Below are 23,547 nucleotides of genomic sequence, written 5' to 3'. Positions count from 1 at the left end.
GGTGTTTTCGTTTAGAAACTGGCTCCGATCGAGAAGTGGAAGGCGCCGCTGGGCTCGTAGTCTTTACGGTCGAGGTTATAGCCGTATTCGAAACGGATAGGGCCGATGGGGAGGTGGATTCGGGCGCTAAGGCCAACTGCTTGGCTTGGGTTGCTGAAATTTAAGTCAGAATAATCTTCGTAGACTTGGCCGAGATCGTAGAAGATACCGAGGTGGAATGGGCCGGTGATTTCTCTGATGAATTCGACACTTCCTACCCAATAGGCTTCACCACCGAGTGGGTCACCTGATTGCGAGCGCGGTCCGAGCTCGTCTTCTTCGTAGCCACGCATGGTGTTGGCTCCACCGGTAAAGAAGCGTCTATCGATGGGGAGGTCATCGGAGTCTTGGGGCAAGATGAGTCCTGTATCTAAGCGAGTCGTAAGGTATTGTTTTTCGCCGAAGTGGTGGCGATAGGAATTGTTGAGCTCTAGTTTAAAATAGTTAGAAGTGGCATCGCCGATGATGTTGCCGAATTCGGTGAGGATTTGGCCGTGATAGCCTTCAGTTGGGAGGATGGGATTGTCTCGGAATTCGAAGCTGTTAATGGCACCGATACGGGTGTTGAGGTATTCCTTCGGTCCGAGCTCTTGATCAGTCATGACAACGGAAGAGGTGTCGACAATCGAGGTTCCAAGGTAGGCGCGGAGTGAATAGATGTCATTAGGGTTCCAGAGCCATGAGCCTTCTAAACCCATTTCATATTTATCATAACCTTCGGGTCGGCGTTGGAGAGCAAATCCTCGGAAGTTAAAACTGATATGTTCGCCCATGAAGAAAGGCTCGGTGATGCCGACTTCACCAAGGAGGCCTCTGCCGCTGTATTCTCCGCGGGCATTGAGTTGCCACATTTTTCCTTGGAAGTTAAGGTCAGTGTATGAGAGTCCCGCGATGAAGCCATCGTAAGAATCAGCGCCTAGGTAGGTTCTGGTTGTGACCGAATCCCCTTCTTCGACTTCGATATCGAGGTCTAAGGTTCCATCCTCATGAGTGATGGGGGTGACGACGACTTTCTTGAAGATCCCAGTTTTGAGAAGACGGCCAGTGTCCTTGGTGGCTTCACTTGCATCGTAGGGTTTGCCTTGGAGATCATTGAAGTGGCGTTTGATTCGGCGTGTTTGAGTGTCGACATTACCGGTGACGTTGATGTCATCTACGATGTAGCGTCGACCTTGGTTGATGATGAAAGCAAGGGTGGTTTTTGAGGCTGAATGGATGGGTTGGACATCGACTGTGGCAAAGTGGAATCCGGTTTTACGGAAGTACTCAATTACCGCGGAGTTGATCGCTGTGATATTTTCAGTGGTGGCTACTTGACCTAGGTATTGCGCGATCTCTTTGAGAATGGCCTGCTCAGTTGCCGAGTCGATACCTTGAAAGGTTGGTCTAGCAATGTGATGGAGCGAGCCTTGAAGGATATTAATGTTTACATTGACGCGGCCAGTATCGTTTTGGCGTTTCTCGCTTATGAGGCTAACTTGAGCATTCCAGTAACCTTTTGATTTGAGGTAATTTTCTACATTTTCAACCCCTTTTTTGGTGTATTCTGCGATGTAAGGAGGTTTATCGATATTGGCGAGTTCGCCATCGACGATGGGTTGGTAGAAGTAGTTTGTGAGTGTTTGTTGATCGAGAATGGATTCTTGGTTGGAGTGGACGGTGCCATAAAAGAGGCGCTTTCCTGGAATGGCTTTGAGGTTGATGGTTTGGCCCTGAATGGTCCAGTTGACTTGTGCATCTGGGTAGCCGTCACGGATGAGGAGGCGCTTGAGGAAGAAGGAGGCATCGTCCGCTCGCCAGCTTGTGGCTGGACGAGCATTGATGAATACGAGTCGAGGTTCTAATGCGATGCTGTATTTTCCACGGCTGTTTTCATCGATACCAGAGAGCTGCACATTGGCAGCGTTGGCAATGGATGAACTGAGTAGAAGTGTGGTAAGAAATGAGCGCATTATCTGAAGCGTAGGACGTAGAGAAGGAGCCCACGGGTTTGATTTTTGTCGTCAATTTGAGCAGAGAGGTAGAAGCGATCGGTGAGCTTGACCCGTGCAGAAGAGTATTGTCTACCGGTGAAACCGTCTGTTTGGTCGATGTTGAATTCGAATTCCTGGAGCAGGCCTATTAGTTTTTCAATCACAGCAGTTTCACGCGCGCTTCCTGATTCTTGTTTAAGTTTGATGAGAAAGAGCTGGGCTGCGCGAAGAGTGGCGGCGCCAGTGTTGTTGCTCAGACCGGAGGCTGTGACTCCAGTTGCTAGAAGGGTGAGGATGTCTTGTGGAGGAAGAGGAGGAAAGGAGGTGAGAGTGGCTTTGGGCTTTGATGCTGAACCGTAGAGGAAAATGGAGACATCGTAGTTACTGACTGTCGAGGAGCCTTGGATGTCAATGTTCGGGATGATGCCGTCTTTAGCTGAGAACTCGAGTTGTCCTTTATCGATACGGAGTTGGCTAAATGGGAGTCTAGCGATGACCTTGTTAGCGGTGATAGCTCCGTCGAGTTTTGGGGTTGCGAGAGTACCAGAGGCTTTAACTCCTCCAGCAATTTCACCGCCGGCGATATTTCCTCGGATAAGGAGTGGATCTTCGAAGCGTAGTCCGAGGTCAAGTTTCCAAGAGTTAAAGGGTTCAGGGATGTCGAATTCATTGCTGATGATTTGCGAATTGAGACTGGGGAGCTTGACCGCTGCGACTTCGGAGCTAGGCACGCCGATGGGAAGAAGGTCTATATCTTTATAGAAGAGTGACTCGACAATTCCAATGGAGCCGCTGAGTGTGGCGTCTTCTAGAGAACCAGCGAGTCTTAGGTCGGCATTAGCTCTGATGGATACCATGTCATTGCGGAAAACCATGGCGTGTGAGGCTTTTAGACTGACATCGAATTCTGGGTTCTTGAAGTCGCTTAAGTCGGCTGTGGCGTTGGATTCTAACTGTGCGCCATTGACTGAGGCATTGAGTTTGGCTTCGACTTGCCTATCGGTGTTCGCTTTTAGGTCGATTTTTATATTTTTAATGTCATCGAATGAATCTCCCTCGATAACGATGATGGGAATGTCGATAGTGGTGTCTAGTTGGACCTTGGGGTCTGTGAGGTTGCCGGAAATGACTGCGTCTCCGTCGAGAGTGCCTTTGATAGTTTTGAGTTGGGGGACGAAGCGGGCGGCGCGGTCGAGTGGTAAAGTGTGAATTTTTAAAGCGCCTTTAACTTCTGTGTTTTGGAGTATGGCGGTGATGTCGTCTGCTTGTTCGGCCCATTCGAGAGGCGTAAAGGGGATGGTGGCGTGGAGTTCAGCGCGTTGGGTGGTGTTTTCGAGCAATTCACCTGTAAAGCTGAGTTGTTGGTCGGCTGAGGCGAACTCACCGAGCATATGAAGTGGGGCTAGATCTTCATTGGCGATGCCTCGGAGGTTTTCCAGTTTTGTGTAGCCTTTGATGTCTGGAGATGATGGCGAGCCGACGAGGTCGAGGCCGAGGGCAACGGTACCAGTGAGGTCGGCAATCTGTTTAATGTGGTGGAGCTGGAGCCATTCGTTGATTTTCTGAATGCGGAGTGGCTGGATATCGAGGTCGAGCAGCCACTTGGTGTCTTGTTGGAGGAATTTTTCGAGGCTGGTGATTTCGGGGGAATAGGGAATTTCGGCGGTGAGAGTGGCGATGGCTTTGTCAGATTTATGGATACTTCCTTGGTGGATTTTGAGGAGTGAGCCGTCCCACTCGAGAATGGCGGTGGCCAGGAAGTCTTCTTCACGGAGTTTAAAGGTGGTGAGTTTGAGGGATTCTGGCCAGTGGTATTCGGCTTGGGTTTCTAGATCAAAAAGCAGGTCGTTCGGTGCTTCGACGTGTAGTGATTCGATATTAATCGAGCCGTGCTGAGCATGTTCAAGGTTTGGTCGGCCTGTGCCTTGCCAGTCGAGTTTGAGTGGAGACTGGAGAGCGACGTTTAGGTCGAAGGTTTTGAGAATGGCGTTGATCCAGTCGGGATTGGATTCGTCAATATCCAAACCGATTTGGTAGCTGTCTTCTTCAAAGCTGTAGGAGGCTTTTGCATTGACGGGGCTGTCGTCGCCTTGTTCGAAGCTGCAGATGATTTCACCGTGTGTTTTGTGGAGGTAATTCCCTTTTGCTTTTAGTTGGGGGAGAAATTTTTCGCCGACCTTGACCTTGTCGAGAACGAGTTTGGCGTCGAGGTGTTGGAGTTCAAGATCTTTGAGAGCGGTGGAGCCATTGAGTTTGATGGAGGTTTCAGCGAGATCGATTTGTTGGGGGAGTTGAGGAATGAGTTGTTGGATGTCGGCGGTGCGTGGGCAATCGAGTTGGTAGTTCGCGTCAGTGCTTTCCCACCAAGCATCGGCGTCTGGGGTGAGCCATTTTCCGTCGAGCTTGAGGCTGATCGGGGCTGACTTAAAGTTGGTTATAAGGTCGAGCTGGTAGGATGCATTTTGTTGGTTGAACTCGAGTCGGGTATTTTCTGCGAGATAGTCTTGGTAGGAAATGTTGGGGAGGTCGAGTGCGCAGGTGATTTCCCAATTTTGCATGGGGGCGAGCCAGTTGTGGAAAGTGGCTTCTATGTGGTTGAGTTTAAAGTCGAGAGGTAGTTCGATAGCGAAGCGTTGCTGGATGGTTTCGGCATCGAGGTAGCCGCTGGTGAGTTCGGCGTTGATAGTGGTGTCGACATCGATATCGAGTGTGGCGCTTAGGAATTGGAGGTTGGCGTTTCCGAAGAGGTGGTTTTGCCAATTAAAGTGGGCAGAGTTGATCGCGATTTCTGGGAGGACTTCTAGACGAGTGAGGTCGATGCTGCCGTCATTCCAGGTGAGAGTGACATCTTGCACGGGGGTGCTGCGTTCTGAGCGATCACTGGCTTGGAAGTGAGTGAGTTGGTAGGTGTTACTATTGGTTGCGTGATGGAGCTGACCGAGCGTGAAGTGGGCGAGAAGGTTTTCGGATTTGAGGAGGGTGAGCTCGATTTCGCTGAGGGTGATTTCTGGTTGATAAAGCCAGCGGCGTATGAGCTTGAGGGTGTCTTTTATTTTTGTCTGGCTCTCTTCTTTGTTTTCGGAGGAGACAAATTTATCGATGTCTAGAATGATGATGGCATTCGAGATGGAGGCAGAGCGGATTTTGCCATGGATGAGTTCGCGTAACAGCCGGTAATCGGCATCAACTTTAGCTACTTGAATTTTTTGCAGCCCAGCAGATCCAATGTAGTCGAAGTCAGTAATGGTGAAGCCGTGGGCGAGAGTGCCCTTGACGGTGCAGTCGCCAGTCATTCCCTGATTCGCCAAGGCATAATTGATGCCGTAATGGGCGGCTTTTCGTGCGACTGGGCCGTTGATGACCCAAAGAAGGGCGACAAGTATGGTGAAAACCCAGAGACAGCGCTTTGGCCATTTACGCTTTTTTGGTGGTGATGATTGAGAAGAATTTTCGGCCATGTGAACTACACTGGTAGTGTGTGACAACTGTGCAAAAAAGTCGGGGATAGGTAAAGAAAAGACCACAGTCGCTGGGCGATCTGTGGTCTTTTGAAAAAGGAAGTAGTTCTTGAATTTAGGTAGTCGCGATTTCTTCAGGGAGTTCACCACCGTGACGGATGTCTGTGGCGGTGGTCATGAAGATAACGTCTTCTGCAATATTTTCTGCAAGATCGCCTACGCGTTCGAGCCAACGTGAGATGAACAAGAGGTGGAGGTAGTCTTTGTGTTTACCTGTATCGCCTTCGAAGCATTTTGTGAGTTGCTTGGTGGCTTTCTTGTGTAGTTTCCCCACGACGTGGTTAGCTTGCAAAACGGTAGCAGCGAGTTCTTGGTCACCATCAGCGTAGGCGGCAAGAGCATCGGTGAGCATCTTGTTTGCTTGTTGGAAGATTGGTTCGATAAGGGTGACTTCAGGTAACTCAGGGTTGCGAATAATCTTGCGTGAGCGTTTCGCGATACTGACTGCGTGATCGGAAATACGTTCGATGTTGTTGGTGATCTTCATTGAAGCCACCACGATACGGAGGTCGCTCGCGAATGGACGGTACTTAGACATGAGGAGCATGCCAGCCTCGTCGATTTCGATCTCGAGCTGATCTACGTCTTCGTCTTCTGCAATAACGTCATTACAGAGTGTTGCGTTGCGTTCAAAAAGCCCTTGCAGCGAGCGCTCAAGATTTTGTTGAGCGAGGCAGCCAATGCTGACTGTTTTATTTTTAAATTCCTTAAGAGCTGTATTAAAGTCGCTGAGGATGTGTCCGCCGGTGTCCATATTTAGTTAGAGTTGGGGTATTATGTGTGAGATCGATTAGCCGAATCGACCTGAGATATAGTCTTCAGTTTGTTTGACTGATGGGTTGGAGAAAATTTTCTGAGTGAGATCGTATTCGATGAGTTCACCGAGGTAGAAGAAGGCTGTGTTATCAGAGATACGAGAAGCCTGCTGCATGGAGTGGGTGACGATCACGATGGTGAAGTCCTTACGGAGCTCGGTGATGAGTTCTTCAACTTTGGCGGTAGCAATCGGGTCGAGAGCTGAGCAAGGTTCATCCATTAGAATGACTTTTGGTTGAACTGCTGTGGTGCGGGCGATACAGAGACGTTGCTGCTGACCACCTGAGAGGCCGAGGGCTGAGTCTTTTAGTCGGTCTTTTACTTCGTCCCAGAGAGCGGCACCTTTGAGGGCGCGCTCGACGGCTTCATCGAGAGTATTTTTATCTTTGATGCCTTGGATACGGAGGCCGTATGCGACGTTGTCGTAAATCGATTTTGGGAATGGATTATATTTCTGGAAAACCATGCCAACTTGTTTGCGGAGCTCGATAGATGAGACTTCTTTGGCGTTGATGTCTTGGCCCATGATGCGGATTTGGCCAGTAGTGACGCGGGAAGTTTCGACGAGGTCGTTCATGCGGTTGATACAGCGCAGGAGAGTGGATTTACCACAACCTGAGGGTCCGATGAATGCGGTGACCTGTTTTTCCGGGATTTCGAGGCTGATGTTGCGGAGTGTATTGGTTTTTCCGAGGTCGTAGCTGAAGGAGACGTCGTCGATCTCGATCATGGTCTTACCTGCAGGTGTCTGCTGAGGGATGGATTCCATAGGAGTGGATGTTGCTTGTGTGGTGGGAGCTTCTTGCTGTGGAGCGCTGGCTTCCGTTTGTATAGCTTCTTTGGCAGCGGTGGCTTCTAGAGTTGGCATAACTGTGAGAATTGTTTGTGAGTTTGAGGTGTTACCATTTGATCTTGTTACGGATGCGGATACGCAGCCAGACGGAGAATGCGGCAAAGGACATGACAATCATCATGAAGACGAGCACTGAGCCATACTGCATAGGTTCAGTATACTCTGATTGTGGAATTCTGCCAGCAACAGTGTAGATGTGGTAAGGTAGTGCTTGGACGGATTGTTGAAGGAATGCGAGGAATGCGTCGAAGCCTGTTTCGTGAATGGCTTCCCACGGCAGGTCTGAGCGTTCTGCAACAGCAGCGGTGAACATGATCGGGGCTGTTTCACCTGCTACACGTGTGATGCCGAGGATGGAGGCTGTAAGAATACCTGGGAAGGCGTATGGGAGGACGGCGGTGCGGATGGATTGCCATTTGGTTGCTCCGAGGGCGAGAGATGCTTCTCGGAATCCCATCGGCACGGCACTCAGTGATTCTTCACAGGAGGTGATAATGACTGGCATCACCATGATGGCGAGGGTGAAGCCACCAGCGAGCATACAAGTTCCCCAACCTTGGAAGGAGATATATGTCCAGCCATCGTAGAAGAGGGTACTATTGGCTGCTGAAGCTTTATCGGCGAGCTCTGAGGTTTTCATTTCTTCAGTCTCTACGTAAATTTTCTTATTCTCGATTTCACGTTGGCCTGGTTCACTGGCGATCGGTACGAGTGGAATGATGAACTTACTTTCTGCATTTGGCGTGCTGGTGATGGTCGGCGCGAGAATTACGAAGAGACCGAGGCCGAAGAGACCGAATACGATAGATGGGACACCGGCGAGGTTGAGCATGGCGAGGCGAACCGACTTAATGAAGTTGCCTTGGGCCGCGTATTCGTTGAGGTAGACTGATGTAGCGATCCCGGTGAAGAGAGCTACGATCATGCAGATAATTACGAGGAGGGCGGTACCAACGATCGGCCCGAGAATACCACCACCTGAGTAGGAGTGTGTTTTCTCACTGAGGGTGCGGAATTTTCCAGTATCTTGGTTAGCGAGGCTGATTGCTTCGTAGTCTTCGATATCGAGGCGGAGCTCAGTGTCTTTAGTAATGGAGAAGCTGATATATGATTCGGCTTCTTCCACTGCTTTTTCGTTGGAGGTGACCAGTCCAGGGTTTTCTGAGACGAGAGTTTTGTATTCATCGGCAGGGGCGTGCAGGCTGATTGGCTTTTTGTTGTTGAAGACAATAGAGCCCTTGGCCGTGTTGTGCTGGCTGGTTGCACCCTTGCTGGAGATGATGTCGAGAGCCTGCGGGCTGAGGGTGTGTGTACCAGCAGGGAGGGTGAAGTTGTAGAAAGTGGTCTTCTGCGGGATGGTTTCTTGTGATGCTACAGGAAGAGTTCCACGTTCATCTTCGGAAAAGGCCATGAAGAAGGCTCCTGATTCAATGGTGATTGTTTGGGTCTCAGGGATGACGACTTGGTTGATTTTGTCTGGCTCGTCATCGGCAAATGTTTGGCGCATTTGGAAGATGAGGTCAGTTGGGACAAGGGCGTCGTGGGCAGCCTTACCCATTGGGTATTCACCTTGAGCGACAGTGACTTTAAATTTAGAGAGGTTTAGCTCTTTGGTTTCGACCTCTGCAGGGATGAGCTCTGGTGCGAACTTTTTGAAGCTTTCAAATTCGTTAGCATTCAGGGTGAATTGTTTGTCAGCGTCTAGTGTGAAAGCGACTGGAGTGGTAGTGTCACGTTCATCGTAACGCAGATAGAAGTCGTCATTTTGTTTTTCGAGGTTCTTGAGGTAGCCTTCGCCGATAATGGAGCCTGGCTGGACCTCGAATTCTGTGTATTTGAAGACTCTCTCAATATCTTTGATGTTAGCGAAGACTTCTTCTACCCGTGCGTTGGTGCTCAGGATGGCATCGAAATTCTCTTCTGGGATTTGGATGTTGTCGGCTTTTTCGACTTCGAGGACGTTGAGTGTTTGCGGCTTTCTGGTGAGGAAGTCGGTGCCCTTGGTGAGAAGGACGGGGGCGCCTTTGATGATGATGTCGCCAAAGATACAGAAGGCGCAGAGGATGATGAAGTAGGTCGCAAAGATGAAGAGAGAGCGTACAACGCTTTCCTTCTTCTTGCGGTTCTCTTTAGATTTGCAGAATGGGTTGGCCTGCTTTGGTTGAGGAGCGGACATGGTGTCTGTTGCTGTTAAAACTTAGTTAGAGGAAAGGTGAATTACTTATTGCTGAGCTTACGGAGTGTAGTCTGAGCGATGTAGTTGAGGGTGAGAGCAATGATAAAGAGAACGAGGCCGACCATGAAGAGGGCGCCCCAGTGGAGTGAGCCTTCGTCAACTTCTCCAATTTCTTGGGCGAGGATGCCGGTCATGGAGTGGGCTGGGTCGGTGATTGATTTCGGAATGGCGATGCGGCCGCCCATGACGAGGAGAACTACCATAGTTTCACCGATGATGCGGCCAAAGCCGAGGAGTACTGCGGCGATGATACCTGATGCACAACCAGGAATGATTACCTTCATTACTGTTTGGAGTGGTGTGGCGCCGAGTGCCAGTGAAGCTTCTTTGTATGCTTTAGGGACGTTGTTCAGTGCATCCTCTGCGAGGGTGAAGATGGTGGGTATTGCCATGAAGGCGAGGAGGAAACCAGCATTGAGAATGGTTAGACGACCTTCGGCTGGGAAGCCTGGAATCCATGCGAGCCATGGTTCTTGGGAGTAGTTCTGAATAAGTTCTCCGAGAACGACTACACCGAAGAAGGCGAGTACGATGGAGGGGATAGCTCCGATGAATTCGATGATTGGTTTGACGAATTTCTGCTCAGTTGGGGAGGCGAGTCGGTTGACATAGATGGCTCCGCCGACTGCGAATGGAATGGCTAGAACGACTGCAATAACTGCGACACAGACAGAACCGGCGAGGAGAGGGAGGATTCCGTAGAAATCCTGCCATGAGGAGTTTGAGACCCATTTGGTGCCGAAGAAGAACCCTGTGACCGCTGTTCCCATGCTCATGGGTTCTTTGTGGTCCCATGTTTCCATGGCGGAGCGCTTCTCGTCAAAGAGGTTAAAGATGTCTTTTTCAATATCAGAAATTTGATTAATACGGCGTTTCGCGAGTTTCGATTCAAACTCTTTGATGTCGGGCATTACAGCGAATCCTTCAGCTGTTTTAGCAGAAAGTTCTGCTAGCATTTCCTTGTGCTTAGGAAGGCTGGCGTAGAGTGGAGCATTGAGCGAGGCGTAGTCAGGTTCAACAGTGAGAACGCGTTGGGACTCGATGAGATTGCGCTGGCGGGATTCTGCTGAGTTTGCGAGTTCGGCACCTTTAAGTAAGGCTTCTTTACGTGCTGCAGCGGAAGAATAGGTGACTGCCTGGCTTTTGTTGGTACGAGCGATTTCGCGAATTTCGGAGAGAAAGTTTTGGAATTCTCTCTGTGGTTCTTTGAAACTGGCGCTGGCAGCGACGATATCTTGGAAAGCCTTAGATTCGTCGAGAGCGGCTACTTTGGCTTTTTCCTCAGCTTTGATTTTATCTGTAAAAGCTGTGTTGGATTCACCAGTAACAATGCTTTCGACTACCGATTGGCGGATCGGCTCGAGATACTGTTTGTCAGTTTTCCAAGATTTGTTGGCGAGCTTATTGTAATCTAGCTCCTGGACTGCGATAGTGGCTGCTGCTTGCAGGCGTTCGCGAGCTGCGGAAAGGTTTTTTTCAGCTGCAGCGATTTGCTGGGGTGTGCTGGTTTCTTCGTCTTTGAGGTCTTCGAGAGCAGACTCAGCGCGCATGAAATCTTTACGCTCAGAGGAAATGACTTTTAAAACATCACGTTTAAATTCTGCGTGGATGGAACGAACGCGGTAGAGAGGGCCGAGTTGGTATTGGATTTCGTATTCACGCGCTTGAATGGCGAGTGAGGAAAGTTCTTTTTGGGCAGTGAGTTGGTCAGAGGCGAAGTCGGTGAACTCTTGGCCAGATTTACGATAGAGTTCAAGTTTGTCTCTATACTGCGGGAAGAATGAGTAGGAGTGGTAAACGAGGAAGAAAATGATGAGGCCGATCACAAGGATGGCGAGAGTCGCATTTCCGCCGAAGAAATATCTAATGGCGTCTTGTTTGCACAGGCCAAATAGTCTGAAGCCACCTGGCTTACAAAATGGGGTGGCTGGATTTGTTTTTTTGCTCGATTTCATAGGTGCGACTTTTTTGGTGGGGAGAGAGCGAAAAATTCCTCAGTTAGTCAAGAGGACACCGCACAAGTTAAACACTGTGCGGTGTCCCAAAATTATCCCTGTGTGTTATGAATAAATCGGATAATAAAAAGCTTACTTAACTGGGGAGATGAAGCCAACTTTGTCGATGACTTTACCTGCTTCTTTAGTAGTAGTTGCCCAGTCGATGAACTTCTTCACTTCGCCAGTTGGTTGTCCAACTGTGTAGTAGTAAAGCTTACGTGAGAGTGCGTAATCAGCAGCGTTCTTAGGCTCTGGAAGGACTCCATCGATAGAAGTCGGAGCGATGCCGCTTTTGCCGAGGTATGCGAGGCCGACGTAGCCGATGCCGTTAGCATTCTTAGCAACTTCTTGAGCGATTTGCTCGTTACCAGCCATTTTCTGAGTGTTCTTACCGTAATCTACGTTGTCCATTCCAAGCTTCTGGAATGACTTGTATGTGCCGGAAGATGTGTTGCGTGTGAATGCTTTGATTTCACCAGCTTTACCACCAACTTCAGACCAGTCAGTGATAGTTCCTGTGAAGATGCCTTTGACTTGGTCTTTAGTGAGTTCCTTGACGTCGTTCGCTTCGTTTACGATTACAGCCATCATGTCGAATGCAGCAACGTGCTCAACGAGGTCTTTGCCTGCAGAGGAGAAGTTATTTTTTTCTGAAGACTTAACAGCGCGTGAAGACATACCGAAGTCAGCTGTGCCTGCGAGGAGGTTAGTAAAGCATGTGGAAGAACCTTCTGCTGCGATTTCGAAGCTAACGTTGTTGCCGTCTGCTTTGTATTTTTCAGCAAGCTGAGGAACCATTTTAGCGCCGAGTGTGTCAGAGCCTTTTACGACGAGTTTTGTTTGTGCGGAAGCTGTTGCAGAGATTGCGAGGCCAGCTACGATTGCTTTTACGATTGTGTTGAATTTCATCGTGAGTATTTAGTTAATTGTTTCTCCGGTTTCGTTGGAGCGCTCGCACAATCATGTGAAAATGGTGATCTGCCAAAAAGAAATGCGGAACGAAGTTGTCACATTTGTAATTATCTTACAATGAGTGGATAGTGTTGTTTATTGAGATTGGTTGTTTGGGTGGTTTGCTTGGGTGCTGGGGGTGATAATGGTGAAGGTGGTGCGAATGCCTGGTTTTGAGGTGGCTTCGATAGTGCCGTTATGGGCTTCGATCGCGCGTTTGACGATGGATAGGCCGAGCCCAGTGCCCTTGATATCAGATTGAGTGTGGTGTTTATCAACGCGGTAGAAGCGCTTGAATATGAATGGGAGGTGGGATGAAGGGATACCGATGCCGTTATCGCTAATTTTGATTTGGATATTTTCTTTGCCGAGTTTTTTTATGGCAATGGTGACTTTCAGTTCGCGCTCAGGGTTCTGCTTGATCGCGTTTTCTACGAGATTGAACATGACTTGAGTCCAGTAGAATCGATCGCCAGTGATGACGAGCTCAGGTTCTTTGTATTCGCGAATGACTGTGGCATTGCTGGTGGTGATAAGTTGATCGAGGCGTGCGAGTACGTCTTCTGCGCATTCTATGAGGTCAAATGGTTCGCTGTTGAGAGCAGCGCTTTCTCCTGACTCTAAGCGGGATACGACGAGCATGTCGTCAACTAGGCGTGAGAGGCGTGAGCCATGGCGGCGCATGGTGATGAGAATGCGGCGAGAGATTTCAGGTTCCTCTAGTACATCATCATCGATGAGGTTTTCGAGGTAACCGTTGATAATGGCGAGTGGGGTGCGCAGTTCGTGGGAGGCATTTGCGACGAAGTCGGTTCGGATTTGCTCGGTTCGGTGCTCGGTGCTGACATCGCGGAGGATGATGCAGTGGAGGGGGTCTGCCTTATGGTTCGGCAGAGGGGTGACTTGAATGACCCAAGCGGTTTCTCCTTCTGTTGAATTCCCGCCGAGGGCGTGGCTGCTGGCGGAGAGGGTGAGTTTTTTTTGTGAGGCTTTCCCTAGCTGAATCATGTGCTGAATATTCTCAGTGAAGGTGGGGTTCATTAGGATTTCCGGCAGGTTTCGGCCAGTGAGTTCTTGATTGCGGAAAATTTCTTTTGCGCGTGAGTTGGTTTTCCTAATGTCGAGGTTGCGAGTGACGACGAAGAAGGCGTCACCGAGGGCGTCGAGGGTGACTTTGTTGTCGAGGATGACCTCGTCGAGTTCTTTACGGGCTTCGTCTCGTTGGGTCCTCGCACTTTTTACCTGGAGGTTTAGGCGACGGCGCTGAGTTTTGAGGTGGATGAAGAGATAGACGATTATCGAGGTGGCAATAATCGTGATGATAATTTCAGGAATCATAGGGTGGGGTTAGGTAAGGTGCTGAAAATGTATGTAGTGCTAGGCTACAGGTTCGTCAGTGATGCGGTATCCGACGCCGCGTACAGTCTCAAGATAGTTGGCGTGGGGTTCGAGTTTCTTGCGAAGGCGCTTCATGTGGGTGTCGAGAGTGCGAGAGTGGACGTCATCACTGTAGCCCCAGACCTCGCGTAGGAGTGTGCTGCGGTCTTGTGGGGCATTAACGCGCTCGCAGAGGAAGATCATGAGTTTGAACTCTGTGGAGGTGAGATCGACGATTTGTTCATCGAGGTAAAAGTTGAGGGTGTTTTTGTCGAATTTAAATGGTCCGAGCTCGAGGACGGTTCCGCTGCGCGTAGTCGATGTGCGCTTGATGACGGCTTGGACGCGAAGCATGAGCTCTTTTGGGCTAAATGGCTTGGTGAGGTAGTCGTCAGCACCTGATTCGAGGCCGGTGATACGGTCTTCTGTTTGCGCCTTGGCGGTGAGCATGATGACTGGGACGTTGCGCGTGCGTGGGTCGCGCTTGAGTTCGCGATTGACGGAAATGCCATCCATGCCGGGGAGCATGAGGTCGAGGATGATGAAGTCAGGTTTGACGCTCAATGCTTTATTGAGGCCATCGAGGCCATCATGCGCGGTGATTGTGTCGAATTGGTTACGTTGTAAATTGAAGGAAATGAGTTCCGCGATATCTACTTCGTCTTCAATGATGAGAATTTTTTGCATAGGAGTGTGAGGTGTCGTTTTTGTTGAATTGCTGGCTAGTGTAGGCCGCTACAGCATTATTGTTCTAGAATTGCTGTTGAGGTGGATGGAGTAAAAATAAAAAGCCGATGCTGATCTAATGATCAACTCGGCTTATGACGAATATGTGACGGTGGCAGTTTTGTCACAAAGGGGGTAATCATAGTAGATTACTTACATTACCGGGCTGACTTCTGCTGCGGTTTGATTCACGTGGAGGAGGTGGTTGGCAATGACATTGAGTTGGTTGTTCGTGTCAATATTAAGCATTTCCACTTTCACATTGCCTTTTGGCATGCGTTTCATTGCGGCTTTATTGAAGTTTTTGGTGAGGGCGCTAACTTCTTCACGGAATTGCTCCGCTTTTTCGGTCATCTCGGAGCTAGATGGTTTTAGCAGGCTTTCTTCAGTGAATGCGAGGTATTCGCCAATTTGGTTAGCGAGCTCACGAATCGAGCCAGATTGTTCTGAGCTGAAAAGGCGGCCTTTTTTGTATTTCCGCTCGGCAAGTTTTATGAGTCGGTAGATGGCGTCTGAGCATTCTTCGAGTTCGGCGGTGATGCGAAGTAGGCCGGTGATGCGTTCCGAGAGGTGAGGCGAGGTTTCTTGTGAGGTACAGCTGACGAGGTACTCGGTGATGTCATGCATCATGAGGTCTGCTTCGTCTTCCATGGCTTTAAGTTTTTTGACCTGTTCGCCCATGTCTTCTTCTGGATTTTCGAAAACGTGGATGTATCCTCGGAACATTTCAGAGCAATGATTGGCTAAACTTGAGACAGCGCGTTCGGCTTCTACGATATTGAGTTCACCGAGGTCGACAAGGGACTGAGAAATGTATTTGAGGCGATTGGGGGCAGCTTCAGCATCGTCGGTGTCTTTAATGAGGTGTTCGACGAGTTTGGCGATTTGCGGGACAAACCAGACGAGCATTGCGATGTTGATCAGGTTAAAGCTGGTGTGGAAGACCGCGGTAGCGAAGGCGACTTCTGATTTTCCAAAGTCTTGTTTGGCGCTCTTTAGAGAATCGGGGAGAAGGTCGGCAAATGACCAGACGAAGCCGGTGAAGAGGTTAAAAATGACGAGCATCCAGACGACGCCGATCATGTTGAAAATGAGGTGGGCGCGTGCTGCGCGGCGGGCATTAATGTTAGCACCAAGCGAGGCGAGCCAAGCGGTGATGGTGGTGCCGATATTTTCGCCGAGAACGATGGCGGCTGAGTTTCTGAAGGCGACAAGTGGGTCGTCGCCTAACCAGCCATTCATAGCAAAGGTGATGGTGATGGCCATGGCGGCAGAGGAGCTCTGAACGGTGAGGGTGAGAAAAATTCCCGCGATCATGAATAAAATGACGGAAGCGAAACCAGTGCCTTGGATCCAAGTGACAATGGACTGGAGCAGTTCAATGGTTGCCATGTCTCCAGAGTTGACCGCTCCTTTGAGGTCGGGGACAGCTGCTTTAAGTTCGCCAAGACCAAAGAAGAGCAGGCCGAAACCAATGAAGACCTCGCCGTAAGATTTCCATTTTCCTTTGCTGGCAAAGAACATCGGGAGGCCAATGCCGATGATTGGGAGGGCTACTTTTGATACGCTAAATTTACCGATAGTAGCGACGATCCAGGCGGTGATAGTGGTTCCTAGGTTCGCTCCCATAATTACCCCAATAGACTCAATGAGTGTGAGGAGGCCCGCATTGACAAAGCTAACGACAAGAACAGTGGTGGCAGAGGAGGATTGGACTAGACTGGTGGTGAAAAGTCCTGTAAGTACCGCGCTGAAGCGGTTCTTCGTCATGGTTGCCAGCGCGCGGCGCATGCCGTTTCCAGCGACTTTTTGAATGCCTTCTGACATGACTTTCATGCCGTAGAGGAAAATGCCGAGTGCGCCGAGGATCGTGAGAAGAGTGAGCATCTGTTAGGTGGTTGTGTGACGATTCCGTCACAATTTGATTCACGGGGTTTGGCGACTCAGTAGGCCTCTGTCAAGGTGGAAGCCTAAAGTCAGAGGAGAAAATGAAATGACGTTTTGAATGAGTAGGGCTTGCTCATTGTGCGAGAAGGGTTGTAGAAGGCTATAGTGAAGGGATTAGGTGATAATGATGTTAGAGATGGGATACGTGAACGCATACTCGTAGCTGGCGATAAAAATGATGCTCGTTTGGTGGGCGAGCTAGCTTGTTCGCTCTTGTGGCATTATCGAATTGCGCACACTGGGTGCCAAGTGACGGATTTTCCGTACGAACTGACACGATCGTATCAATCAGGCAGTTGCTTAGTGGCGACGTACTCAGGAGTGGGGAAAGTGTTGATTGATGGCGAGTGGGTGATCTTGGAGAATGGAAGTGCCTGTTTGCTTCCACCATATGCGTTTAACTCCATTCAGGCAGTAGAGGGACGAGAATGGGGTTTTGTGTGGGTGAAATATTTAGAGGATGCTGGATCGCGACCGGTAGTGACTGCGATGTCACCAATATCGGGAAAGATGGCGGTGTCTCCGCTGTATCATGCGATTGTTGGTTTGCACGATGCATGTGAATCGGGGGAGTGCTTGTCAGCGCAGAATTTGTGGGTAGAGCTGATTCATAAATATGTGCTGCATTTTTCTCAACCCAAGGTCGAGGATGAGAGGGTGTGGCATCTCTGGATGGCGGTTGAAAAACGTTTAGCATACGCCTGGAGTTTGGAGGAGATGGCAACGATTGCTAAATTGAGTAAGGAGCAACTCAGACGGCTCTGCCAAAAGCAATTTGGGCGCAGCCCGATGCAGCAACTTGCCTACCTGCGTATGCGGCAGGCACGCTATTTATTAGGGGCCACCCAAATGAAGATTGCCAACATCGCCGCGCAACTGGGCTATGCTGATAGTCACAGCTTTACCAAGGCGTTTAAGAAACTGAATGGAATCAGTCCTTCGGCGATGCGGATGTAGGGATCTTAATTTGATTCGTATTCTTCTTTCTCGTGCTTTCTACCGAGGTAGATACCGAGGAGTCCCCAGATGACTGCGACTCCCGCTCCTACGAGTAATTTGGAAGAGAGTCCTAAGTTGAGGAAGCCGTCACCTAGGAATGCGAGAGTCCAAATCCAGAACACATCGGCTCCGCGGTAAACAGCAACATCGATGATTGGTTTGGTTTTGAAGCGCGCTTCTTTGTCGACTCCAGTGTAGAGGATTTCGCGAGCAGGGCGAGTGATCGAGTAGTTACCCGCTTTTCTGAGTACTTGGAGAGCCAAGACGAGGAGAACTGCCGGGTTCATTGAGAGAACCACCAGTAAGACCGCAGTTACAATAGGGACTATGGAGAGTGAGGTGGAGAGTCCAAATTTACGAGCAATGCGGTTCGCTGCGAAAATTCCCAATAGAATAGTGAGGCCGTTAGTAACGAGGTCGAGCCAGCCTAGGAGTTCAGTCCTTTCTGCCTTGACATGGTCAGCAAGTAGATCGCTCTGGGTGACGTAAAAGAATGTGCTAATTCCTGAGTAGAGGAATATGAATCCAGCGATGCCAAGAAGGCGCTTATGCGTGATTAATTCGCTGAAACCTGAAAACGGGTTGGGGCTTAGCTTTGTTTGGCTATCATCTTTGAATTCTACATCTTCATATTTTCGGTTGAGAATGTAGATAATAGGTAGGACCGCTAAGAGAGCCATGGCTGTGACTAATAGGACGTTCTGGAGCTGCATGTTCTCCGGAAAAATGATCATGATGGAGGGGCCAATGATGCCACCTAAGCTGGCGCCAGTGTTGATGAATCCGAAGAGGCGTTTACTTTGCTCTTTAGTGTGATGTTGTGAGATGTAACTCCAAAATACAGATAAGTGAAAGAGGCTAAATACACTACTCCAGCAGTAGAAAACTTTACCTAGTATGGCTCCGTCAAAATTTAGGCTAAAAGCTGTATAAATAGCCAGAAAGCTGAGGGCGAAAAGTACAAAGGCCGATGGAACTAAGCGTTTGAGGGAGGTCCTAGATGCGAAGAAATTGTAGATCGATACGGCAATTGTGGAGGCAAGGAAGGTGTAACTCCACTGGATAGCTCGGCTTGTGTCCCCCCAATCACTTGGCAGTATGTCCCTCGCATTTTTAACGATGTTATACGAAGACATCAGGATAAAGATGAAAAGGAATGCTAGGAGGGTGGTGAGGACCTCGTGGGGTTTAATTTGCGTGAGACGCGTGAACCAGTTTTCTTTGGACATTTAAAGTAAGGAGAAGTTAGAGCTTTATAGAGCGAGAGCGTGGCGCGTCAACTTGTGAGTTTCGGACGAGCCACGCTCTCTAATCACACACGAGAGATATTAAAAAAGAGTGTTGCTGATCACGCAGTGCAAGGCCATCGCTGAGTCAGTGGGTATCTGCTGACTCGTGTTGTGGGTGACAGTGTGGGATGGGTGCATGAAAAATTGTGCAAGTGAATGCATGTTGGGTCGTGTATGTGGCATGTAATTGAGTGGATTCATGTCTAGCATACGAGGGAGAAATCTACACTTTATCCATGACTATGTGTCCAAAATCCACATTTGATCTATTTTTTCTCAAGAAAATAGATTTGGTAGCAGCCGCGCGCCAGAGCGTTGGCATTGACTTGCTTGCCATCGCCAGTGGTTGAACTGCGGATGGTGAAGCTGTCGTTTTTTGGGTGGTATTGGCTCACAACGAAACTGTGGCGCTCGTAAAGCACGTGAGTGTTAGATCGCGTGAGTTCTTGGTAGTTGCTGACATCTACGGCCACTGGGCTGATGTGGAGTTGCTGGATGATGATTTTTTTAGCGAGCGGGGTAGTTTTTGGTGTGAGTTTTCTGAGGCTGTAGTTGGAGCAAAATTGCTTTACATGTTCGTGGGTCGTTGTGGGCTTGGGGAGGGTGAAAATGGAGCGGAGGTTGGTGGTGGAACGGAGATTAGTGTGATTGGTGAGGACTTGTTCTTTCTTAGTGGTGTTCCAAGTTTCAGCTTTGCGGCTGAGAAACATTTCTCGGGTGACGGCATGTCTAGCATGGCGCAGGTTGCGCATGGCCATGGGGAGATCGAGTTTAAAGAACGAGGAGTAGGGGAGGTCTTTTTCAAGGCTGACTCCGTGTTGTTGGAGGAGTTTGAAGTCGTCTTTGATATGGCCGGACTCTTTGTAGTAGACTTCGACGGTGCGGCGGGTGGCGCGTTCGAGCTGGCTGGCGATCATTTTGTCAAAAGATCCGTAATCTTTTAGATAGTGGCGGACGAAGAGTTCACGCTCGGAAAGGTCTATGTGTTTGCCTGTGGCTTTCCAGAATTCGGCTTCGATAAGTGCGAGGGTAGCGAAACTGTGACAGGAGCCGACATTGTCTTGATCGATCTTATGATTCCAATAGTCGCGTGCGTTGGAATGCAGAGTAGTGCAGAGTAGAGTGAGACATATGGCGATACCTTGGAGCACGAGTTGGACTGTGGAGCTTGGAGCTGTGAGTGTGAAGTATCTTTTGTGTCCTTCGGTAAATGTCATGGTGAGTTGGCTTGACTGTTTAGGTGGGGGCTGGATCTATTTTGCTCTTACTGAGCACCTAAGATCTAGGCTCAAGATATTGAGAGGGGTGAAGCTGGTGATTACGGAAGTCTATGGAGTTTTTTTTATGAAATTCGCATAGAGTGATTGCCAAATGGTTGGGGGCGATGTAAGCAGCGCTGCAAGTAACTCGGCACTAACCTATTTAGGGTCGAAACACGAAAGGACCATTCAAATGGCTACAGATCTATCCAAATACAGAAACATCGGAATCTTCGCGCACGTTGATGCGGGTAAGACCACTACAACAGAGCGTATCCTGTCTCTTACAGGCAAAATCCACAAGATCGGTGAGGTTCACGATGGTGAGTCCACAACTGACTTCATGGAACAAGAAGCTGAGCGTGGTATCACTATTCAGTCAGCAGCAACTACTTGCTTCTGGAAAGACCACCGTTTCAATATCATTGATACTCCAGGACACGTTGACTTCACTGTTGAAGTTTACCGTTCCCTTAAGGTTCTCGATGGTGGTGTTGGTGTTTTCTGTGCGTCTGGTGGTGTTGAGCCTCAGTCTGAAACTAACTGGCGTTATGCTGATGAGTCCGAAGTTTCCCGTGTTATCTACGTAAACAAGCTCGACCGTATCGGTGGTGATTTTTACCGCGTGGTTGATCAGGTGAAGAACATTCTCGGTGCTACGCCACTTGTGATGGTTCTCCCTATCGGAATCGAGTCCGACTTCGTAGGTGTTGTTGATCTTCTTACTCGCAAGGCATGGGTTTGGGATGACTCTGGTCAGCCTGAAAACTACGAGATCCAAGACGTGCCTGCTGACATGGTGGACAAAGTTGAGGAATACCGTGCGCAACTCATCGAAACTGCTGTTGAGCAGGATGATGAACTCATGATGGAGTACCTCGAGGGTAATGAGCCAAGCATGGAAGACATCAAGCGTTGTATCCGCAAGGGAACTATCGCTCTTGACTTCTTCCCTACATACTGTGGTTCTTCCTTCAAAAACAAAGGTGTTCAGCTCGTTCTTGACGCAGTTGTTGATTACCTTCCTAACCCGACAGAAGTAGATCCTCAGCCTGAAGTTGACCCAGAAGGTAACGAGACAGGTAAATTTGCTACAGTAACTACTGATGGTCCTCTCCGTGCTCTTGCATTCAAGATTATGGATGACAAGTTCGGTGCGCTTACATTCACTCGTATTTACTCAGGTGTGCTTAAGAAGGGTGATACTGTTCTTAACAGCTTTACAGGTAAGACTGAGCGTGTTGGTCGTCTTGTTGAGATGCACGCTGATCAGCGTACAGAGCTCGACTCTGCGCAAGCAGGTGACATCATTGCGCTTGTAGGTCTTAAAAACACTCAGACAGGTCACACGCTTTGTGATCCTAAGTCTCCAGCGACACTTGAGCCAATGGTGTTCCCAGATCCAGTTATCTCCATGGCTGTTGCTCCAAAAGACAAAGTGAATGCGGAGAAGCTCGGTGTGGCTATTGGTAAAATGGTCGCTGAGGATCCGTCTTTCTATGTTGAAACTGACGAAGATTCAGGCGAAACTATCCTTAAAGGTATGGGTGAGCTTCACCTCGACATTAAGGTGGATATTCTTAAGCGTACACACGGTGTAGAAGTAACAGTAGGTGCTCCTCAGGTTGCTTACCGTGAGTCAATCACTAAAACAATTTCTGATTCTTACACACACAAGAAGCAGTCTGGTGGTTCTGGTCAGTTTGGTAAGATTGATTACACGATCGAGCCAGGTGAAGCAGGTTCAGGCTTCCTTTTCGAATCATCCGTTGTTGGTGGTAATGTTCCTAAGGAATACTGGCCAGCAGTTGAGAAAGGTTTCAGACTTTCTATGGACCAAGGTGTGCTTGCAGGTTACCCAATGGAAGACATTAAGGTGACTCTTACTGACGGTGGTTTCCACGCAGTTGACTCCTCTGCAGTAGCATTCGAGATCGCAGCAAAGGCAGCGTACCGTGCTTCTATTCCAAAGGCTGGACCACAGATTCTTGAGCCAATCATGAAGCTTGACGTCTTTACTCCTGAGGAAAAAGTCGGTGATGTGATCGGCGATCTTAACCGTCGCCGCGGCATGATTCAGTCTCAAGATACGACTCCATCTGGTGTGATTCGCATTAAGGCTGAAGCAGCGCTTTCTGAAATGTTCGGATACATCGGTGATCTTCGTACAATGACATCAGGTCGTGGTCAGTTCTCCATGGAGTTCTCCCACTACGCACCATGTCCGAAGAATGTTTCTGAGAAGGTGATTGCAGAAGCTGCTGAGCGTAACGCTAAGTAATTTCTCTAAATCTTAGATTTTAAAACAAGGCGGCCGACGATTAATTTCGTCGGCCGCTTTTTATTGTGCGCTCACAAGGGGCGTTGACTTTAGGCTTAAGGTTCTATGTGTGGAGGTGAGGGAGGGTAGCTGGATGATACCGCAAGGTGGTGGTTTGAGGGGGTGGAGACTAGGGGGGATAAAATAAGAGGTGCTGGTCTCCGCTGGGGATTTATCTATCTGTAGCCCAATTTTTCACAGGGTGGCAGCGTGCTGGTGGGAGGTATTTAGGATGACTATTGAAATGCTTCGAGTGCTGAAGCGTTACTTCCTCGGTGAAGACTGGAAAGTGTGTGATAGCTAGCTTAGTTGTTCGTTGATTTTCATTTGAGGTTAAAAGTAAAAGCCTCAATAGTCAGGCTGACTATTGAGGCTCTGTTGAAATTACCCTTCTCAGTTGAGTTTATTTACGCTTGCGGCGGAAGAGGGCGGCGCTGGCTCCAAGTAAGAGGAGTGACACAGAGCTTGGTTCAGGTACCGCTGTTGTGCTGCCGCCAACTGTTGGTGGGACGCCGTCGCCGTCTGGGTCGAATACAGTAGTTTCGCCATCTTTGTCTTTAAAGACCACGGCATCAATATCGAAGCTGAGTCCATGTGATGATGGGCCGTCGTCATTGAGTGAGCCGAGGCGAAGGATGGTGGATGTGAAGTTATTTGAGGTAATCGTGCCGTTGTTATCGATGTTGCCATTACTCCAGTCTTGGAGGGTGAATCCACTGATATCGTTGAATCCTCCAGAAGGATCACTGGTGCGGTTCCCGGTTAGGATGATTTCAACTCCGTTCCAAGTGGCTACGATTGTGGTGCCTGCGCTGGTGATTCTGGCGTCGAGTCCGAAAGGTGTGGCGTCTACCCATGGTTGATAGTTACCTTTTCCAGAGCCGATGCCGGGTGTTGCGTAGGCTGCTGTTTGAGTGGCTAAGAAATCGATGACTCCATCTGCAGTCATATCAATGCCGATACTGTCATCATAATTTCCAGTAGTATCTAGAATGATACGCACCTCTTGTAGTTCGTAGCCGTTTGCGCCATCGATTGTAAGGGAGCGTTCATCATAAAGTTCAGTGCCGCCTTGGCTGAATCCTGATAGGTTCCATGCTTGGTTGTTGGATACGTCGTTTTGTGTAATAGTGACAGCGTAGGCGGAAGATGCGAGGATGAGGCTCGTGCAGGTGGGGAGAAAAAGTTGTCTTGTTTTCATGTTATTGGGGAGAGCTGGGGTGAAGTTCGGGATTTCAATAGATTCG

General features: G+C 49.2%; 15 protein-coding genes. 2 read left to right on the top strand and 13 right to left on the bottom strand.

Annotated elements, in window-relative coordinates; all coding sequences use genetic code 11:
- Positions 1–11: 11 nt before the first annotated feature.
- The 10 genes from ACFPK9_RS05780 to ACFPK9_RS05735 form a co-directional block, all read right to left on the bottom strand.
- Positions 12–1,991, bottom strand: coding sequence for a BamA/OMP85 family outer membrane protein (locus ACFPK9_RS05780; RefSeq protein WP_377093877.1), 1,980 nt, complete (start codon positions 1,989–1,991; stop codon positions 12–14).
- On the bottom strand, positions 1,991–5,470 hold the full coding sequence (locus ACFPK9_RS05775; RefSeq protein WP_377093876.1) for a translocation/assembly module TamB domain-containing protein: 3,480 nt from the start codon (positions 5,468–5,470) through the stop codon (positions 1,991–1,993). The genes ACFPK9_RS05780 and ACFPK9_RS05775 overlap by 1 nt, the downstream gene beginning before the upstream one ends.
- Before the next feature lie 115 nt (positions 5,471–5,585).
- Entirely contained in the window at positions 5,586–6,284 is a 699-nt protein-coding gene (gene phoU, locus ACFPK9_RS05770; protein ID WP_377093874.1) for a phosphate signaling complex protein PhoU, read from the bottom strand.
- A gap of 36 nt (positions 6,285–6,320) precedes the next feature.
- Positions 6,321–7,115 carry a phosphate ABC transporter ATP-binding protein PstB gene (gene pstB, locus ACFPK9_RS05765; protein WP_377096565.1) on the bottom strand — a complete coding sequence of 265 codons (795 nt, stop codon included), beginning with the start codon at positions 7,113–7,115 and terminating at the stop codon, positions 6,321–6,323.
- A gap of 130 nt (positions 7,116–7,245) precedes the next feature.
- The gene (locus ACFPK9_RS05760) at positions 7,246–9,375 is read right to left on the bottom strand and encodes a PstA family ABC transporter permease (protein ID WP_377093873.1); all 2,130 of its coding nucleotides are present in this window, start codon (positions 9,373–9,375) and stop codon (positions 7,246–7,248) included.
- A gap of 41 nt (positions 9,376–9,416) precedes the next feature.
- Positions 9,417–11,390, bottom strand: coding sequence for a phosphate ABC transporter permease subunit PstC (gene pstC, locus ACFPK9_RS05755; protein WP_377093872.1), 1,974 nt, complete (start codon positions 11,388–11,390; stop codon positions 9,417–9,419).
- A gap of 132 nt (positions 11,391–11,522) precedes the next feature.
- Complete coding sequence (locus ACFPK9_RS05750) at positions 11,523–12,341, bottom strand: phosphate ABC transporter substrate-binding protein (protein ID WP_377093871.1); 819 nt, start codon at positions 12,339–12,341, stop codon at positions 11,523–11,525.
- A 138-nt stretch (positions 12,342–12,479) separates the two neighbouring features.
- Positions 12,480–13,721 carry an ATP-binding protein gene (locus ACFPK9_RS05745; RefSeq protein ID WP_377093870.1) on the bottom strand — a complete coding sequence of 414 codons (1,242 nt, stop codon included), beginning with the start codon at positions 13,719–13,721 and terminating at the stop codon, positions 12,480–12,482.
- Positions 13,722–13,760: 39 nt separating this feature from the next.
- Positions 13,761–14,447: a response regulator gene (locus tag ACFPK9_RS05740; protein WP_377093869.1), complete on the bottom strand. Its 687-nt coding sequence runs from the start codon at positions 14,445–14,447 to the stop codon at positions 13,761–13,763.
- A 192-nt stretch (positions 14,448–14,639) separates the two neighbouring features.
- Positions 14,640–16,373, bottom strand: a complete 1,734-nt coding sequence (locus ACFPK9_RS05735) for a Na/Pi cotransporter family protein (RefSeq protein ID WP_377093868.1) — start codon at positions 16,371–16,373, stop codon at positions 14,640–14,642.
- A 165-nt stretch (positions 16,374–16,538) separates the two neighbouring features.
- On the opposite strand from ACFPK9_RS05735, the gene ACFPK9_RS05730 reads away from it, so the two are divergent.
- On the top strand, positions 16,539–17,390 hold the full coding sequence (locus ACFPK9_RS05730; protein WP_377093867.1) for a helix-turn-helix transcriptional regulator: 852 nt from the start codon (positions 16,539–16,541) through the stop codon (positions 17,388–17,390).
- A 5-nt stretch (positions 17,391–17,395) separates the two neighbouring features.
- Here the strand turns inward: ACFPK9_RS05730 and ACFPK9_RS05725 are convergent, their stop codons facing one another.
- Together ACFPK9_RS05725 and ACFPK9_RS05720 are read right to left on the bottom strand one after the other, a co-directional pair.
- Positions 17,396–18,661: an NTP/NDP exchange transporter gene (locus ACFPK9_RS05725; protein ID WP_377093866.1), complete on the bottom strand. Its 1,266-nt coding sequence runs from the start codon at positions 18,659–18,661 to the stop codon at positions 17,396–17,398.
- 326 nt (positions 18,662–18,987) lie between these two features.
- Positions 18,988–19,938, bottom strand: coding sequence for a C1 family peptidase (locus ACFPK9_RS05720; protein ID WP_377093865.1), 951 nt, complete (start codon positions 19,936–19,938; stop codon positions 18,988–18,990).
- A gap of 235 nt (positions 19,939–20,173) precedes the next feature.
- Here ACFPK9_RS05720 and fusA point away from each other — a divergent pair, with 235 nt between their 5' ends.
- Positions 20,174–22,261 carry an elongation factor G gene (gene fusA / locus ACFPK9_RS05715; RefSeq protein ID WP_377093863.1) on the top strand — a complete coding sequence of 696 codons (2,088 nt, stop codon included), beginning with the start codon at positions 20,174–20,176 and terminating at the stop codon, positions 22,259–22,261.
- Between the two features lie 442 nt (positions 22,262–22,703).
- Here fusA and ACFPK9_RS05710 read toward each other — a convergent pair whose 3' ends face one another.
- On the bottom strand, positions 22,704–23,501 hold the full coding sequence (locus ACFPK9_RS05710) for a PEP-CTERM sorting domain-containing protein (RefSeq protein WP_377093862.1): 798 nt from the start codon (positions 23,499–23,501) through the stop codon (positions 22,704–22,706).
- Between the last annotated feature and the right edge of the window lie 46 nt (positions 23,502–23,547).

Origin of the sequence: Rubritalea spongiae, from assembly GCF_042652385.1 — a bacterium.
Classification (GTDB): domain Bacteria; phylum Verrucomicrobiota; class Verrucomicrobiia; order Verrucomicrobiales; family Akkermansiaceae; genus Rubritalea; species Rubritalea spongiae.
This window is presented reverse-complemented; position numbering and strand designations above follow the sequence as displayed.